This window comes from Deinococcus sp. JMULE3 (genome assembly GCF_013337115.1).
In the GTDB taxonomy this organism is placed as follows: Bacteria; Deinococcota; Deinococci; order Deinococcales; family Deinococcaceae; genus Deinococcus.
This window is the reverse complement of the sequence record NZ_SGWE01000004.1, coordinates 2292719-2306953: the sequence shown is the minus strand read 5'-3', so window position 1 is coordinate 2306953 and position 14235 is coordinate 2292719. Positions and strand designations below refer to the sequence as shown.

At 72.3% G+C, this 14235-nt stretch carries 14 protein-coding genes; 7 read left to right on the top strand and 7 right to left on the bottom strand.

Going from position 1 to position 14235, the window contains the following annotated elements; genetic code table 11:
- Positions 1 to 5 precede the first annotated feature (5 nt).
- The 4 genes from EXW95_RS14045 to EXW95_RS14030 are packed head-to-tail and all read right to left on the bottom strand — an operon-like array spanning position 6 to position 4103.
- Entirely contained in the window at positions 6 to 1004 is a 999-nt protein-coding gene (locus EXW95_RS14045; protein ID WP_174367973.1) for a 3-oxoacyl-ACP synthase III family protein, read from the bottom strand.
- The gene (locus EXW95_RS14040) at positions 1001 to 2323 is read right to left on the bottom strand and encodes a F390 synthetase-related protein (protein ID WP_174367972.1); all 1323 of its coding nucleotides are present in this window, start codon (positions 2321 to 2323) and stop codon (positions 1001 to 1003) included. Before EXW95_RS14040 ends, EXW95_RS14045 begins: the two co-directional genes overlap by 4 nt.
- Complete coding sequence (locus EXW95_RS14035; RefSeq protein ID WP_174367971.1) at positions 2320 to 3138, bottom strand: MBL fold metallo-hydrolase; 819 nt, start codon at positions 3136 to 3138, stop codon at positions 2320 to 2322. Before EXW95_RS14035 ends, EXW95_RS14040 begins: the two co-directional genes overlap by 4 nt.
- Positions 3135 to 4103 (bottom strand): NAD(P)-dependent oxidoreductase, encoded by a 969-nt coding sequence (locus EXW95_RS14030; RefSeq protein WP_174367970.1) that lies wholly within the window; start codon positions 4101 to 4103, stop codon positions 3135 to 3137. Before EXW95_RS14030 ends, EXW95_RS14035 begins: the two co-directional genes overlap by 4 nt.
- A gap of 131 nt (positions 4104 to 4234) precedes the next feature.
- Here EXW95_RS14030 and EXW95_RS14025 point away from each other — a divergent pair, with 131 nt between their 5' ends.
- Positions 4235 to 4660, top strand: coding sequence for a hypothetical protein (locus EXW95_RS14025; protein ID WP_174367969.1), 426 nt, complete (start codon positions 4235 to 4237; stop codon positions 4658 to 4660).
- 141 nt (positions 4661 to 4801) lie between these two features.
- Here EXW95_RS14025 and EXW95_RS14020 read toward each other — a convergent pair whose 3' ends face one another.
- Complete coding sequence (locus tag EXW95_RS14020; protein ID WP_174367968.1) at positions 4802 to 5881, bottom strand: LacI family DNA-binding transcriptional regulator; 1080 nt, start codon at positions 5879 to 5881, stop codon at positions 4802 to 4804.
- A 306-nt stretch (positions 5882 to 6187) separates the two neighbouring features.
- Here EXW95_RS14020 and EXW95_RS14015 point away from each other — a divergent pair, with 306 nt between their 5' ends.
- The 4 genes from EXW95_RS14015 to EXW95_RS14000 all read left to right on the top strand — a co-directional run bounded on the left by EXW95_RS14015 (position 6188) and on the right by EXW95_RS14000 (position 11633).
- Positions 6188 to 8167 carry a beta-galactosidase gene (locus EXW95_RS14015; protein ID WP_174367967.1) on the top strand — a complete coding sequence of 660 codons (1980 nt, stop codon included), beginning with the start codon at positions 6188 to 6190 and terminating at the stop codon, positions 8165 to 8167.
- A gap of 57 nt (positions 8168 to 8224) precedes the next feature.
- Complete coding sequence (locus EXW95_RS14010) at positions 8225 to 9328, top strand: glycosyl hydrolase 53 family protein (RefSeq protein WP_174367966.1); 1104 nt, start codon at positions 8225 to 8227, stop codon at positions 9326 to 9328.
- Between the two features lie 47 nt (positions 9329 to 9375).
- Complete coding sequence (locus EXW95_RS14005) at positions 9376 to 10575, top strand: maltose ABC transporter substrate-binding protein (protein WP_174367965.1); 1200 nt, start codon at positions 9376 to 9378, stop codon at positions 10573 to 10575.
- 428 nt (positions 10576 to 11003) lie between these two features.
- On the top strand, positions 11004 to 11633 hold the full coding sequence (locus EXW95_RS14000) for a DNA-3-methyladenine glycosylase (RefSeq protein ID WP_174367964.1): 630 nt from the start codon (positions 11004 to 11006) through the stop codon (positions 11631 to 11633).
- 108 nt (positions 11634 to 11741) lie between these two features.
- Here the strand turns inward: EXW95_RS14000 and EXW95_RS13995 are convergent, their stop codons facing one another.
- A complete protein-coding gene (locus EXW95_RS13995; RefSeq protein WP_174367963.1) occupies positions 11742 to 12428 on the bottom strand; it encodes a flavin reductase family protein in 687 nt (228 codons plus the stop codon).
- Positions 12429 to 12457: 29 nt separating this feature from the next.
- Here EXW95_RS13995 and xseB point away from each other — a divergent pair, with 29 nt between their 5' ends.
- Positions 12458 to 12691 carry an exodeoxyribonuclease VII small subunit gene (gene xseB / locus EXW95_RS13990; protein WP_174367962.1) on the top strand — a complete coding sequence of 78 codons (234 nt, stop codon included), beginning with the start codon at positions 12458 to 12460 and terminating at the stop codon, positions 12689 to 12691.
- 58 nt (positions 12692 to 12749) lie between these two features.
- Here the strand turns inward: xseB and EXW95_RS13985 are convergent, their stop codons facing one another.
- Positions 12750 to 13403, bottom strand: a complete 654-nt coding sequence (locus EXW95_RS13985; protein ID WP_174367961.1) for an SDR family oxidoreductase — start codon at positions 13401 to 13403, stop codon at positions 12750 to 12752.
- Positions 13404 to 13517: 114 nt separating this feature from the next.
- On the opposite strand from EXW95_RS13985, the gene EXW95_RS13980 reads away from it, so the two are divergent.
- On the top strand, positions 13518 to 14168 hold the full coding sequence (locus EXW95_RS13980) for a lysophospholipid acyltransferase family protein (protein WP_174367960.1): 651 nt from the start codon (positions 13518 to 13520) through the stop codon (positions 14166 to 14168).
- The last annotated feature ends 67 nt before the right edge of the window (positions 14169 to 14235 follow it).

The following is a 14235-nucleotide window of genomic DNA, read 5'->3' as shown; positions in this document are numbered from 1 at the left end:
CGCCGTCACAGCTCCCAGATCACCCCACCCGCGATCAACCCCGCTCCGGTCCCGACGAGCAGGGCCGTGTCCCCTTCCTTCAGCCGCCTCGCCTCGACCGCCTGATGCAGCGTGAGGGGGAGGCTGGCGGCGATGACGTTGCCCAGGGTGCGGAGGGTGACTTCGACCTGTTCCTCGGGCCAGCCGTAGCGGCGCAGCAGGTCGAGGCCCGCCTGACTGGCCTGATGCGGGATGACGCGGGTGATGCCCGGCAGGCCGCTGCTCAGGCCGGGGCGGAGGCGTTCGAGGAAGGGCGGAACGACGCGGCTGGCGAGTTTCAGGACCTGGAGGCCCTGCATGTCGAACGTGAAGTCGGTGGGGGCGGCGGTTGGGTGGTTGGGGTGGCGGAGGGTGCCGCCGCCGCTGATGCGGGTGTGGTCGGCTCCGGCGGGGTGCGTTTCGGTGCGCGTGGCGTGCAGGCCCTGGCCGGGGCGGGTGGGTGGGCCGAGGAGGACGGCGGCGGCCCCGTCGCCGATCAGCAGGGTGCTTTCGGGCTGGGCAGGGTTCAGGCCGACGCTGCCGCCTTCGCTGCTGATGATCAGGACGTGCCGCGCCCGAGCGGTATGGATGAGCAGGGCGGCGTGCTGGAGGGCGAGCAGGAAACTGAGGCAGGTGCCGTGCAGGGAGTACGTGGCGGCGCCGTGCAGGCCGAGTTCGCGGGCGTAGAGGGCGGCGCCGTCGGGGATGGGTTGCAGCTGGCTGCCGCTGGCGTTCAGGAGGACGTCCACGTCGCCGATCTCCAGCCCGGCGCGCGCGATGGCCTCGCGGGCGGCCTGTGTGCCGAGGGTCAGGGCGGTCTCCTGGCCGGAGAGCCAGCGTCGTTCGTGGACACCGCTGCGTTTCAGGGCGATGGCTTCGGGCACGTGGCACAGCCGGGCGACCTCGGCGGTGGGCACGCGGCGTTCGGGGAGGGCCTGCGCGGTGGCGAGGAGGCGCACGCCGAGGACGGGATCGGGTGGGTTCATGCGGGCCTCCAGGTTCGGGTGACGCGGCGGCGTTTCGTGCCGGGCGGGGTGGGGTCGAGGGGGCGGGTGTCGAGGGTGAGGCGCCCTGGGTCGGCATGGCTGCGGTGCAGGGCGTCCCGGACGGCGCGCAGGGCGTGGGCCTGGGTGTCCGGGGTGTGCGGGTCGAGGTGCAGCGTGATGTGGTGGGGGCCGGTCTGGTCGGCGCGGTACTCGCGCAGGCCCGGCACGGCCGCCAGGGCGCCGCGCAGGAAGTCCGGCCAGACGGTCACGCTCTCCCCTGCCGCGCCGGGGAGGTGCAGCGCGTCGTCCTGCCGCCCGGCGATGCTGTGCACGCGGCGCGCGGCCTGACCGCAGGGGCACGGGTCGGGGTGGAGGCGCAGGGCGTCGTCGAGGCGGTGTCGGATGAACGGCTGCGCGCGGCGGCGCAGGTCGGTGATGACGGGGCGGTGCAGACCGTCCCCGAGGGGTTCGAGGTCGAAGTGGACGTGCGCCTCGTTCAGGTGCAGCGACCCGTGCGGGCACGGCAGGGCCAGCAGGCCCTCGGTGGCCTGATAGACCTGCACCACGTCGCCCCAGCCGCGCAGGGCGGCCTCGTCGTCGGGGTCGAGAACCTCCGCGACGCTGATCACGCGGGCGCGCAGCTGAATGCCGGTGCGGTGCAGGGCGCGCAGCACGCCGGGCGGCCCGACGATCAGGGTGGGCGCGTAGGCCTGGGCCTCGGCGGCCAGTTCGGGCAGGGGGCGCAGCAGGTCGAAGAAGCGGAACTCCAGCCGCCGGCGGCGGACGCTGCGGTACAGGGGGCTGTCGGCGCGCAGGAAGAACGCGACCCGTTGCGGGCGCAGCATCCCCCACAGGCCGCCGGGCAGCAGGTGGCGCAGGACGGTCCCGGCCCAGCGGGCCTGCTCGGCACGGCTGACCAGAAAGACGCCCTGGGTGCCGCTCGTGCCGGTGGACAGGCCGACGGTGACGGGTCCGGCGGGCGTGGCGAGGGTGGGCGTGAAGTCGCGGGTGCGTTCCGCCTGCCGTCCGACCGCCAGCGCGCGGTCCAGCGTGACGCCGACGGTGTTCAGCGTGTCGAAGGTGGCGAGCATGGCGGCCTTGTCGGTGGGGGGCAGCTCGCGCCAGCGGCTCAGGGGAAGTCCGGCGGCGCGGAAGCGGGCGGCGACGGCGGGGCTGTGCGCGGCCACCCAGCGCAAGTGCCCGTGCGCGAGGCGGTCCTGGTGGCGGTCCAGCGCCGCGCGGCTGCGGAAGCTCAGGCGGGCGTCGTCCAGCGCGCCCAGCAGGGTCAGCACCGTATTCACGGGGCTTTCCAGATTCATGGGGCGGTCCAGCCTTCGGGCTCGTCGTGGCTGACATGCAGCCTCGCAGCGGGGTTGGCGTGCAGGAAGGCGCGCAGGGCCGCGCCGCTGGTGGCCTCCTGGGCGGGGTCGTGGAATGCCACGCGGGCCAGCGGGTGCACGGGGCGTTCCTCGCGGCCCGCGCGGACGCTCCAGGCGGCGTCGGCGGCCAGGACGGTCAGGCCCGCCTCCTCCTGCGCCAGGAGGCCCACCATGCCCGGCGCGTGTCCGGGCAGTGGCACGGCGCGCAGCAGCCCGTCCCCGAAGACGTCGGCGACCTCCGGGAAGGGGTGCAGGGCGTCCCCGGCGGCCGTGAAGTCCAGCCACGCGCAGCGGTCCTCGAAGTCGTCCGGGAGGAGTTCCGGCATGAAGGCCCGGCGCACGGCCCGCACGCCCCGCAGGGCCCGCAGGGGCTCCCAGGCGCGGCGGTCGAGGTGGAAGGTCGCGTGCGGGAAGTCCCGCAGGCCGCCCACGTGATCAGCGTGCAGGTGCGAGACGATCACGTGCCGCACCTCCTCCGGGGGGAAGCCCAGCACGCGCAGCTGCTCGCGGGCGGAGTCGTGCGGGCCGAACTGCACGGGCGTGATCAGGCCGTAGATCAGGCCCGGCCAGCGGCGCATGGCGGTCACGACGTCCGCGCCGTAGCCGGTGTCGAACAGCACCGGGCCGCGCGTGGGGTGCAGGATCAGCGTGAAGCCCGCCGGGTACGCCTGCACCCGCCACGGCGCGCCGCGTTCGGTGATCGCCGCGAGGTTCAGGCACGACCCGGCCCGCAGTGGGACGACCCGGACGTTCACGCCGCCCCTCCGCGCAGGGCAGCGAAGACATCCACGAAACCCTGCTCCGGCGTGACGACCGGCGCGTAGCCCAGCCGCTCGCGGGCGCGGGTCAGGTCGAGCGTCATGGGCCGCGTCAGGAGGCGCACGCCGCTGGCGGTCAGGGGCGGTTCGGGCCGGTCGGGGTGCAGGCGCGCGCCGAGTTCCAGCGCCGCCGCGAGCCCCTCCAGCAGCCGCGCGGACACCCGCCGGGTCGGTCTGGGGACGCCCAGCGTGTCGGCCAGCCGGTCCAGTGTCGCCCACAGCGGGATGGCCTGCCCGTCGGTGATGTTGAACACGCCGGACGCGGGGCGGGTCAGGGCCAGCGTGATCGCGTGGGCGACGTTGCGCACGTCGGTCAGGTCCGTCCAGACCTCGCTGCCCGTCAGGCGCGGCAGGCGACCGGCACGCAGCGCGGCGGCCAGCCGGGGCACGATGCTGGTGTCCCCCACGCCGTAGATGCCGCGTGGGCGCAGGATCGTCACGTCGGGCAGCGCGGCGCGCACCGCCTGTTCCGCCTGCCATTTGCTGCGGGCGTACAGGCTGTCGAAGCGCGGGCCGACCGGGGTATCCTCGCGCACCGCCTGCGTGTAGCCGGTCGCGTTGTACACGCTGGGCGTGCTGACGTGCACCAGCCGCACGCCCCGCCGCGCGCACGCCCGGGCCAGCGCGGCGCTGGGGGCCACGTTGTCCGCGTGGAAGTCCTGCGCGTGCCCCCACAGGGTCGAGCGGGCCGCCGCGTGCACCACGCCCTCCACCCCGTCCAGCAGGGCGTCCCAGTCTGCGCCGCGCAGGTCGGCCGCCACGAAACGCACGCCGTCCCGCTCCAGCGCCGCGCCCTTCTTCAAGTCGCGGCCCAGGCCCGTCACGGCATGCCCGGCCCGCGCGAGTTCACGGGCCGTCACCCCGCCCAGGAACCCGGTCGCGCCCGTCACCAGAATGGTCATCGCCCGCGATTATGCCTGCCGCGCGCCGGGGTCGCCCGCGAATCTGAACGGCGTGCAGGCCAGTGGGCGTACCCGCCGCTGCGCCATTCGGGCGAGGTGACCTGCGGGAACATCCCGGTACGCTGCGTCCCATGACGACTCCTGATGTTCAGATCGACTTTCAGGCCGGTCAGCGCTGGACGTACCGCACCCGCCCCGGCGAGGACACGAGCACCGTACTGATCCTGCGCCGCGACGACGAACCGAGCGGCGTGGTGCTGCACGTGGCGCTGGACGGGCTGCGGCTGGGCAACTCCCACCTGCCGGGTGGCGTGCAGATGGAACTGGGTCACGCGCCAGTCACAGTGGACGCCCTGCGCGCCAGCGTGCTGGAGCTGATCCAGGTGAACGCTCCCCTGCCCAACGACGAGGGCGGTTACCGCCAGTGGCGTGAGGCGGCCGACCGGGGCGAGGCGGGCGTGTTCACCCTGACCCTCGCGGAGATCCTGGACGTGATCGGGCAGGCGGTGACCCCAGCGCCTGTGGACGGCCTGTTCGGGAAGACGAACCGCCGCTGATCCTCACAGCGGTGTTCAGAGGTGTTGAGCAAATCCCTCAATACCTCTGAGCCGAGCAGAGCGAGAAGCCGTCAACATCAGCGGTTGGAAGTGGAGCCCAGGGGCGTGCCGTTGGCCCTTCAATGGAACTGGAAACCGCTGTCAGTTCCGGGTCAGGGCGTCCATCAGGGTGCGCAGCGCGGCCTGCACGTCCTGCCGTTCCGGGCCGGGGGGCGGGGCGGTGCTGGCCCGCACGACGAGGTGCGGGGTGCTGAGGGTCGGGGGGTGGTCCTCGCCGCGCAGCAGGGCGTGCAGGTGTGCGAAGGCGCGGCGGCCCAGCAGCGGGAAGTCCTGCCGGACGGTCGTCAGGGGCGGGATGAGCAGGGCGCTCTCGGCGGTGTCGTCGTAGCCGACGACGGATACGTCCGCCGGGACGTTCACGCCGCGTTCCCACAGGGCGCGCAGTGCGCCGACGGCCATCTGGTCGTTCGCGACGAGCAGGGCCGTGAACGGCACGCCGCCTGCCAGGAGGGTCTGGGTGGCGGCGTAGCCGCTGGCGGGACTCCAGTCGCCGGGCGCGCGGGCGACGAGGTTCAGGCCGCGCGCGGCGAGGGTGTCCTCCCAGCCGCGCAGGCGGGCCTGTTCGGCCACGGCGCCCTGTGGGGCGTCGATGCAGGCGATGCGGGTGTGGCCCAGGTTCAGCAGGTGGTCCGCGCCGAGGCGCGCGCCGAGCGCCTGATCGAGCAGCGCGCCGGGCACGTCGGCGCTGGGGGGGACGTCCATGAACACGCAGGGGAGGTCCGGGAAGCGCGCGGTGATCTCGTGCGCGTCGCCTGGGGACAGGGAGGCGTTGATCAGCGCGCCGTCCACCTGTCGTTCGCGCAGGGCGCGCAGGGCGTGCGTGACGGGCGCGAGGCCGTACCCGGCGACGATCGTGACGATCAGGCTGTACCCGGCCTGCCGGGCGGCGCCCTCGATGGCGGACGCGAGTTGCGAGGGGGCGTGCAGGGAGATGTCGTTCGTGGCGAACCCGATCGAGAGGCTGCGCTGCCGGGCCAGTCCGCGCGCGAGGCGGTTGGGGACGTAGTTCAGTTCGCCGATGGCGTCCATGACGCGGGCGCGGGTGCGGGCGGCGACGGGTCCCTGGCCGTTCACGACGCGGGAGACGGTCTGCGCGGACACCCCGGCGCGGTCGGCGACGTCCATCAGGGTGGGCACGCGGCGTTCGGGGTGATCAGTCATATGTTAAGGCTAACATTTCGTGTCAGGCCCGCTTTCTGAATCGTTCTGGAGCCTGAACGACCCGGACCGGATGGTCAGTTCAAGATTCCGCGATTTCGCTTTCCTGAGAGAAGAAAAATCTGCATCGCGCCACCAGTCGGCTTCAGGGACCGTGCCTGAATCACAAGTGTGAGCCTGAACACTCCGTACAGTGCGCGGCACATCCTCACCCCAGTGCCTCAGCCCCGAGGCCCCGCTGCCGGCCCCTCTTCCGCCGGTGTCCTCCCGTCCACTCGCGCGCCATGGCGCGGCGAGCGCAGGTGTCCCATGCCCCAACCTCAACCCACCGCCCATCTCGCCCTCGGCGTCTGCGACTACCCCGAGCACGTCTCCCCCAGCCGCTGGGCGCTGCACGCCCGGCAGCAGCGCGACCTGGGCCTGCGCTACGTGCGCATCGCGGAATTCGCCTGGAGCCGCATCGAACCCCGCCCGGGGCAGTTCAACTGGGCGTGGCTGGACGAAGCTATTGACCTGATCGCCCGCGAGGACCTGCAGGTCATCCTGTGCACGCCCACCGCCGCGCCGCCCGCGTGGCTGATCCGTGACCACCCGGACGTGCTGCCCGTGGGCAGAGGCGGGCACGTGAAGACCTTCGGGTCGCGCCGCCACTACGACTTCTCCTCGGAGACGTTCCGGGAGCATTCGCGGCGCATCACGCGCGCCATCGCCGAACGCTACGGGTCGCACCCGGCGGTGGCCGGCTGGCAGACCGACAACGAGTTCGGCTGGGGCGACACCGCCCAGAGCTTCAGTCCGGCCGCGCACGCCGCGTTCCACGCCTGGCTGCGCGAACGCTACCGGGGCCGCGTGGACGACCTGAACGACGCGTGGGGCAACGTGTTCTGGAGCATGGAATACACCGACTTCCAGGAGGTGCCCCTGCCCAACCACGCGGTGGCCGAGGTGAACCCGTCGCACGCGCTGGACTTCCTGCGCTTCTCCAGCGATCAGGTGGCCGCGTTCCACGCCGAGCAGATCGCCATCCTGCGCGAGTGCTCGCCGGGGCGGTTCGTGACGCACAACTACATGGGCTTCTTCAGCGCGTACGACCACTACCGCGTGTCCGCCGGACTGGATTTCGCCAGCTGGGACTCGTACCCGACCGGGACGCTGGACGCCGCGCGCGAGTGGCAGCTGCTGCCCCCGGACGACCGCCTCGCGTACGCCCGGACCGGGCACCCGGACCTGACGGCCTTCAACCACGACCTGTACCGGGGCGCGGTGCCGCACAGCGGGCGCTTCTGGGTCATGGAACACCAGTGCGGCCCCGTGAACTGGACGGCCAGCAACCCGCTGCCCGAGGCGGGCGCGGTGCGCCTGTGGACCGAGCAGGCCTGGGCGCACGGCGCGGACGCCTGCGTGTACTTCCGCTGGCAGGCGGCGACCATGGCGCAGGAGGTCATGCACTCGGGCCTGCTGCGCCACGACGGCCGCCCCGACCGGGGCTTCCACGAGGTCGCCGCGCTACGCCCCCAGGCGTACCCGCTGGGACCCGTGCGGACGCGCGTGGCGCTGCTGCACGACTACGAGAGCCTGTGGCTGATCAACGCCCAGCCGCACGCGGACGGCATGAACTACTGGGCGCAGACCCTGGCGTACTACCGCGCGCTGCGCACCCTGGGCGTGGACGTGGACGTCATCCACGCCGATCAGGACCTGGGCCGCTACGCGCTGGTCGTGGCACCCGCCATCACGCTGGTGGGCGCCGAGCGGGCCGCCCGCTGGACCCGCGCCGCCGCGCAGGGCACCGAACTGGTGTTCGGGCCGCGCACCGCGTTCCGCACGCCCAGTGGCCGCACGCACGAGGACGGGCAGTTCGGGCCGCTCTCGGACCTGCTGGGCGCGCGGCTGGGTCTGTACGACAGCCTCCCGCACGGGCTGACGCAGGCGCTCAGCGGCGGCCACCACGCGCGCCTGTGGGCGGAAAGCTACGAGCCGCGCGGCGCGCAGGTCCTGCACACCTACCAGGGCGGCCCGCTGGACGGCCAGGCGGCCGTGATCCGCAGCGGGACGGCCACCGTGATCGGCGCGCACAGCGACACCCTGATCACCGACCTGCTCGAGGAACGCCTGCACGCCCTGGGATTGCACCCCACCCGCCTGCCCGACGGGCTGCGCGTCACCCGCCGCGCCGGGCACCTGCTCGTCCAGAACTGGACCCAGGCGCCCCTGACGTGGCAGGGCCACGCGGTCCCCGCCTGCGGCAGCCTGCACCTGACCCCCACCCCCACCGGAGGTTCCCGATGACCCATTCACCCGCGCACACTGATCCCCCCCTCGCCCCCACCCGGAGGACCGACTGACATGCGCCGAATCCTCCCGATGCTGTTTCCGTTGATGCTGGGCGCGTGCGGTCAGGCGGCCGCGCCGGTCACGCCCGCCAGTCTGCTGCGCGGGTACGTGCGCGGCATCGACCTGTCCGAGGCGCGCGGCGCGGAACTCGCGGGCGTGCAGTTCCGCGACCGGGACGGCACCGTGAAACCCGCCGCGCAGATCGCCGCCGACCACCACTTCGACTGGGTCCGCGTCCGCCTGATGATCGATCCCGGCGGGGACGACGGGAAGAACTACGCCCTGCTGCAGGACCTGCCGTACGTGAAGGCCGCCGTGAAGGACGCCAAGAGCCGGGGCATGAAGGTGCTGCTGGACCTGCACTACTCGCACTGGTGGGCGGACCCCGGCAACCAGTGGACGCCCGCCCGCTGGAAGTCCCTGAGCACGGCGGACCTGCGGGTCGCGGTGCACGACTACACCGCGGACGTGATCACGCAACTGCGCGCTGCCGGGGCCGCGCCGGACATGGTGCAGGTCGGCAACGAGATCAACGGCGGGATGCTGTGGGAACCGGGCCGGATCGTGAATGACGACATGACGACCTTCGCGTCCCTGGTGAACGCCGGGGTGCAGGGCGTGCGGGACGCGGGCGGACCCACCCCGCCGCCCGTGATGATCCACATCGCCAAGATCGGGAACGCCGCCGAGACGACCGCGTGGTACCAGGCGTTCCGCAAGGCCGGCGGGCAGTTCGACGTGATCGGCCTGTCGTACTACCCGATGTGGCACGGGGACTTCCAGAACGTGTCCGACACCGTAAAGGCCCTGCGCGCCGAGTACCCGCAGACGCCCGTGCTGCTGGCCGAGACCGCGTACTACTGGGATACGAACGAGGTGGGGTACAAGGACGCGCAGGTGCCCTACCCGCAGACCCCGGCCGGGCAGCTGGCGTACCTGAAAGACCTGAACGCCACCATCCGCGCGGCGGGCGGGCAGGGCATCTTCTACTGGGGCGCCGCCTGGAGTCAGAGTCCGCGCTGGCTGACGTCCTCCTGGACGGACGACGACGCCTCGCGCCGCTCGCTGTTCGACGACGACGCCACCGCCACGCCCGCCATCGACGGCCTGAACTGAACTGCACCCATCCGGCCCCCTCCGTGGGGTCACACAAGGAGAACATCATGAACCGACTGACCCGCACGGCCCTGTCCATCGTCACCCTGTCCATCGCCGCGAGCGCCCACGCGGCCACCCTGACCGTCTGGAACCACTTCACGGACGCGAACGAGCTCGCGTGGCTGCAGTCCCAGGCCGCCGCGTACACGAAAGCCAGCGGGAACAAGGTGGTCGTGGTCAGCGTGCCGCTGGGCGAGATTCCCGACAAGCTGATCCAGTCGGCTCCCAAGGGCCAGGGACCGGACCTGATCGTGACGCTGCCGCAGGACCGCTTCGGGCAGCTGGCGTCCGCCGGGGTGATCGAACCCATGGACAGGTATGTGACCAGCCGCAGCGACCTCGACAGGACGGCGCTGAACGCCATGACGTACAAAGGCAAACTGTTCGGACTGCCGATGTTCGCCGAGAGCGTCGCCCTGATCTACAACAGGAAACTGGTGCCCAGCGCACCGACCACCTGGAACGAGTTCATCAGCGTGGCGCAGAAGAACACCGGCAACGGCCGCTTCGGGTTCCTGACGGACCTGAACAACGCGTACGCGAACTTCGGGTTCTTCAGCGCGTACGGCGGGTACGTCTTCAAGAACAACAGCGGCACCCTGAACGCCCAGGACATCGGGCTGGGGAACGCGGGCGCCGCGAAGGCCCTGCAGCTCATGAACGACCTGCGCTTCAAGTACAACCTCGTGCCCGAGGGCGTCACGGCCGACGCCGCGAAGGGCGCGTTCCTGGACGGCCGCGCCGCGATGATCGTAACTGGCCCCTGGGACATGGGGGACATCCGCAAGGCCGGGATCGACTACGGGATCGGCGTGCTGCCCACCCCTCCCGGCGCGAGCAGCAAGTGGGGGCCGTTCGTGGGCGTGCAGGGCGTCGTGCTGAACGCGTACGGGAAGAACAAGGCCGCCGCGGCGCAGTTCGCGCGCACGCTCGTGACGAGCACCGCGCAGACGGGCTTCAACCAGGCCGGTGGGCGCATCCCCGTCAGCCTCGCCGCCCGCACGAAACTGAAGGCGGACCCGGTCGTGACCGGCTTCGGGAAGGCCATCTCGGCCGGGACGCCCATGCCGAACGTGCCCGAGATGGGTCAGGTGTGGGCGCCGTGGGGCAGCGCGGTCGCGCTGGGCGTGCAGAAGAGCGGCGTGAACACCGCCGCGATCCTGTCGAACGCCGTGAAGGAAATCCAGAACGCGATCAGGAAGTAAGGCAGGACGGGCACGGGCGGGCCGGGAGGGGGTGTTCCCTTTCCGGCCTGCTCGCGTGGGGCGCGGGGCTCCATCGTGTTCCCCGCATGTGCCCCGCAGAGGTGCGGGGGAAGGACCGGAGACTGAGGGGCCTGGAGGGTGCGCCTCCATGCGATGACGGGATTCAGGTGACTGGCTTCCAACGTGATTGCCTTCCGTTGTCCCCTCTCCCCTTGTGGGACTCGGAGAGCTGCGCAGCAGAGAGGGAGGGACTCGCAGAGCGGCGCAGCTGAGGAGCGACAGGGCGCAAAGGTGAGGGGGCCGCCGGGCGACTCCGACTGCCCTGGCATTACTTGAATCCCGTATGAGCCTGGGTTGCCGACCGGAGGGACCAGCATCCAGGACCGGATGCCGCTGACTCCCACCGCACTCCCTGGGAGAATGCCTGCATGTCCCTTCCCGCGCATCAGGCGCCGCTGACCAGTCACGCCGACGCTGCCCGTCACCTGTCCCGCGACCCGGTCCTGGCCGGGGTGATCGCCCGCGTGGGTGACCTGCCGGTCCTGACGCCTACCGCCGATCCGTTCGGGACGCTGATCCGCAACGTGACCGGGCAACAGCTGAGCGTGAAGGCCGCCGCGAGCATCCACGCGCGCGTGACCGCCACGCTGGGCGAGGTGACGGCCGACACGCTGCTGGCCGCCAGTGGCGACACCCTGCGCGGCGCGGGCCTGTCGTGGGCGAAGGTGCGGACCGTGCAGGCCATCGCGCAGGCCGCGAAGACCGGCGCGGTGAACTTCGCGCACCTGAGCGATCAGGACGACGAGACCGTGATCGCGGCGCTGCTGCCCCTGCCCGGCATCGGCCGCTGGACCGCCGAGATGTTCCTGATGTTCGCCCTGGCCCGCGCGGACGTGTTCAGCCTCGGGGACCTCGCGCTGCGCCAGGGCCTCGCGCGGCTGCACCCGGACACCCCGAGCGCCGAGGTGTTGCTCCGCTGGGCGCCCTACCGCACCCTGGCCGCCCGTTACGTCTGGGCCGACAACGCCCGCGTGAAGGCCGGAGGGGAACCGGCGTGACTGGTTGATGGTTAATGGTCAACAGCGTGTCCGCGGCGACCCCGCCCAGGTCAAGCCGACCCACTTCCCACAACCCACTGCCCACTCCCTACTCCCCCTTCCCACTCCCTACTCCCCCTTCCGCCACTCCTCGAAGGAAATCCGGTCGATGACGAACGTGTCGCGGGTGCGGGCGTACGTGCCGCGTCCGCCCATGCGGCCGATCAGGTCCAGCGCGGCGGTGTCGACGTGGTGCCGCTCGGCGTCCTGCACGGCGTCGGCGCGGAGGGTGAGACCCAGGACCTCGCCCAGGATGATGCGGGTGTGGCCGATGGTGACGGTCTGCACCTCGCGGCATTCCAGCGCGGCGGGCGCGGCGGCCACGCGCGGCACGGCGACCTTCACGCCCGGCACGAGGGGAATGCCCAGCGCACCGGGTTCCCCGTGTCCGTGGGGGAAGTCGGTGGCGGTGGCGTTCATGGTGACGGCCAGCGCCTCGCTGACGAGGTTCACGGTGAACTCTCCGCCCGCACTGATGTTCAGCGCGGTGTCCTTCAGCGTGCCGTCGGGGCGGTGGCCGGGTGCGAACGCCACGACGGGCGGATCGCTGCCCATCAGGCCGAAGAACGAGTACGGCGCGAGGTTCACGTGCCCGTCCGCGCCCACGGTGCTCACCCACGCGATGGGGCGGGGCGTGACGGTCCCCGTGAGCAGCTTGTAGCGCGCGGCGGCGGGCAGGGCCGTCAGGTCGAAGTGCGTCACGGGCGGCGGGGCGGCGGGCCCGGGTTCAGTGGGCGCGGGGTCGGCGGGCGTCATGCGCGCAGCGTAGCGGTAGCATGGGCGGCATGACTGAGCCTCAGCCCACCTCGTACCGGGAGGCGTACGCCCGGCTGAGCCGCATCGCGGCGGAACTGGAATCCGGCGAGGCGGACCTGGACCGCGTCCTGCCGCTGCTGGAGGACGCCCGCGCCGCGTACGCCCAGTGCCGGGGGCGCATCGAGGCGGTCCGCGCCGTGCTGGCCGGGGACTGGGCCGACGACAGCGACGCAGACGAAACCGACATGCACGACGAGGAGTAAGTCGGGAGTGGGCCGTGGGGAGTGGATCGGGGCTGACCTCCGACCCACTCCCCACGGCCTACTTCCCACTGCCCTCTTCCAGCTCGGCGACGGCCTGCGCGACCGGGGTGTCCCCGGCGACCACCTCGAAGGTCTGCCCGGCGCTGCGTGGGTCGTTCAGGCAGGCGAGGACCACGGCGGCCACGTCGTCGCGGGCGATCATGCCGCGCGGGGCGGGCATTCCGGCGCTGACCATGCCGGTGCCCGGGGCGTCGGTCAGGCCGCCGGGTCGGATGACCGTCCAGTTCAGTGAACTGGCCTGGACGTGCGCGTCGGAGACGGCCTTGACGCGCAGCACGGCGGTCAGGAAGGGCGGCATCTGCTCGGGGCGGTCCACGCCCATGGAACTGACGACCACGAGGCGGCGCGGGCCACCCGCAGCGGCGCGGCGGACGAGTTCGTCCGTCACGGCGATCAGGGCGTCCCCGTCGATGGCCTGGAAGTTCCCGCTGGCGCCGGCCCCGGCGGCCCACACGACCGCGTCGGCGCCGTCCAGCACGGCCGTCCAGTCGCCGGTCAGGTCACCGTGGACCGGCTGCGCGCCGTGCTGCGCGAGCAGGTCGGCCTGTTCGGGCGTGCGGACCAGGGCGCGGACCTGATGTCCGGCGGCGGCGGCCTGCGCGGCCACGCGGCGGCCCACGCCTCCGGCCGCTCCGATCACTGCGATGTTCATGCCCCGCAGGGTGCGCCCGCCGGGGTAGCGGGACCGCGCGATCCGTCACGGTTCCACCGGCACCCCGCCAGAACGCGGAGGTCAGTTCGTGGATGCGGGCGTATCCTGCAGGCAATGAGTGACGCCGCTCACCCCGACACCCCCTCTGCCCCGCCCGCCCCCAGGGTCCAGACCGAACCCCCGGCCCCGCCTGTGATTCCGTGGGTGTACCGGCTGGTGGTGGACACCACGTACCTGCCCGTGATCTTCAGCGGCATGCACCTGGAGGTGCACGGCCGGGAGCACGTCCCCCCGCCCGGCACGCCGCTGGTCGTCGCGGCGAATCACGTCAGCGCGCTGGACCCGTTCCTGGTGGCGCGGGCGCTGCCGCCGGGGCGGTTTTTGCAGTTCATGGCGAAGAAGGAACTGTTCATTCCGGGCATCGGGGACATCATCCGCGCCGGGGGGTCGTTCCCGGTGGACCGCAGCGGGAACGACCTGGGCGCGGTGCGTACGGCCCTGCGGATCCTGAAGGCGGACGGCACGGTCGGGATCTTTCCGCAGGGCACGCGTGGCGGCGGCGAGATGCAGGGCGGCGTCGCCTTGATCGCCGCGAAGGGCCGCGCGCCCATCCTGCCCGCCGGGATCAGCCGCGACGGGAAACGCTGGATCGTCCGCTTCGGGGCGCCCATCCCGCCGCGCGGGGGCATCAAGGCCATCACCGGTGAGCTGGGCGAGGTGCTGTCCACGCTGGCTGTGCCGGTCGGTCAGCGGCTGCCCGGTTGATGGTTGATGGTTGATGGTTGATGGTTGACGGTCAACAGCGTGCGCGCAGCGAACCCGCCCCCGTCAA

Bases quoted from the DNA above. Each gene is read 5' to 3' on its own strand.
- EXW95_RS14020 (WP_174367968.1), bottom strand. From the start codon at position 5,881: ATGACTGATCACCCCGAACGCCGCGTGCCCACCCTGATGGACGTCGCC.
- EXW95_RS14005 (WP_174367965.1), top strand. From the start codon at position 9,376: ATGAACCGACTGACCCGCACGGCCCTGTCCATCGTCACCCTGTCCATC.
- EXW95_RS14010 (WP_174367966.1), top strand. From the start codon at position 8,225: ATGCGCCGAATCCTCCCGATGCTGTTTCCGTTGATGCTGGGCGCGTGC.
- EXW95_RS14000 (WP_174367964.1), top strand. From the start codon at position 11,004: ATGTCCCTTCCCGCGCATCAGGCGCCGCTGACCAGTCACGCCGACGCT.
- EXW95_RS14015 (WP_174367967.1), top strand. From the start codon at position 6,188: ATGCCCCAACCTCAACCCACCGCCCATCTCGCCCTCGGCGTCTGCGAC.
- EXW95_RS13985 (WP_174367961.1), bottom strand. From the start codon at position 13,403: ATGAACATCGCAGTGATCGGAGCGGCCGGAGGCGTGGGCCGCCGCGTG.
- xseB (WP_174367962.1), top strand. From the start codon at position 12,458: ATGACTGAGCCTCAGCCCACCTCGTACCGGGAGGCGTACGCCCGGCTG.
- EXW95_RS14025 (WP_174367969.1), top strand. From the start codon at position 4,235: ATGACGACTCCTGATGTTCAGATCGACTTTCAGGCCGGTCAGCGCTGG.
- EXW95_RS14040 (WP_174367972.1), bottom strand. From the start codon at position 2,323: ATGAATCTGGAAAGCCCCGTGAATACGGTGCTGACCCTGCTGGGCGCG.
- EXW95_RS14045 (WP_174367973.1), bottom strand. From the start codon at position 1,004: ATGAACCCACCCGATCCCGTCCTCGGCGTGCGCCTCCTCGCCACCGCG.
- EXW95_RS13980 (WP_174367960.1), top strand. From the start codon at position 13,518: ATGAGTGACGCCGCTCACCCCGACACCCCCTCTGCCCCGCCCGCCCCC.
- EXW95_RS14030 (WP_174367970.1), bottom strand. From the start codon at position 4,103: ATGACCATTCTGGTGACGGGCGCGACCGGGTTCCTGGGCGGGGTGACG.
- EXW95_RS13995 (WP_174367963.1), bottom strand. From the start codon at position 12,428: ATGACGCCCGCCGACCCCGCGCCCACTGAACCCGGGCCCGCCGCCCCG.